At 42.9% G+C, this 1211-nt stretch carries 1 protein-coding gene; it reads right to left on the bottom strand.

Going from position 1 to position 1211, the window contains the following annotated elements; all coding sequences use genetic code 11:
• Positions 1-1211: heavy metal translocating P-type ATPase (locus RU86_RS11760; protein ID WP_096815453.1), on the bottom strand; the 1211-nt coding region annotated here is incomplete at both ends.

The raw sequence follows: 1211 nt of genomic DNA on the forward strand, positions 1-1211 counted from the left end.
GGTGCATCATTAATCCCATCCCCAACCATGACCATCGGGCGATTTACCTCTGGTAAAGCCTTCAAAATCTTGATCTTCTCACTCGGCATTAACTGTGCATGAACTTCTGTTATGCCCAGTTCATCAGCTACTGTTTCAGCCGTTTTTAGGTTATCGCCAGTCAGCATCATGATGTGTGATACAGCTAATCCTTTTAGGTTTTCAATCACGTCTTTAGATTCAGGACGCACTTTATCTTCAAATAAAATCCGACCGATAAAAACATCATCCTCACTAATATTGACCGCTGTACCACTTATTTTCTCGTCTGTGGTATTGGCAAATTTGGCACGGCCAATACGATATGCGTTACCATTAATCACACCACTTAAGCCTAGCCCTGTTTCTTCTGTCAAATCGGAAACAGCAAGACGTGAGATGCCTTTACTTTCTGCTAGCTTGACTAGTGATTTAGCTAAGATGTGATTACTTGCTATTTCTAAAGAATAAGCCAGTTGGAGCAAATCATCTTCTGATAGTGCTTCGCTTTCTGGACGAATACACTTAACTTGTAAGATACCAGTCGTAAGTGTCCCCGTCTTATCAAAAGCGACAGTCTTAGCTAGAGATAATTTTTCAATCGTTGTCCCATTCTTAACTAGCAAACCATGGCGGGAGCTACGACTCATCCCACCTACAAAAGCAATCGGAGCTGCAAGAATCAATGGACACGGACTTGCCACAACCAATACCTCAGCAAAACGCGTCATATCACCAGATACGATCCAGGCACCACCCGCGATCAATAAGGCGATGATGGTAAATGGTACCGCATAACGGTCGGCAAGTCTGACAAATTCAGCAGGTGTTGCTTCACTTTCCTTAACCAACTGCACGATCTTCTGATATTGACTGTCTGATGCTAGCTGAGTGACTGTGACTAATACTGCTGTTTCACCATTAATACTACCAGATAAAACAGCTTCTCCTTTTTGTTTAGCTACTGGTTCTGACTCGCCTGTTAAAGACGCTTCATTAAACCAGCTAGCGCCTTCTAAAATATCACCATCAATCGGGACAAGTTCACTTGGCTTAACAAGCACAACGTCACCAATCTTCATCTCTTCAATCGGCATATCTTGATAGTGGTCACCTACTTGCTTATGGGCGATCGTCGGAGAATTTTCTAGTAACTTATGCAGTTCTCGACTTGCACGGTTAGCTGCATAATC

It is taken from the genome of Pseudolactococcus piscium, assembly GCF_002441695.1.
GTDB lineage: Bacteria > Bacillota > Bacilli > Lactobacillales > Streptococcaceae > Pseudolactococcus > Pseudolactococcus piscium.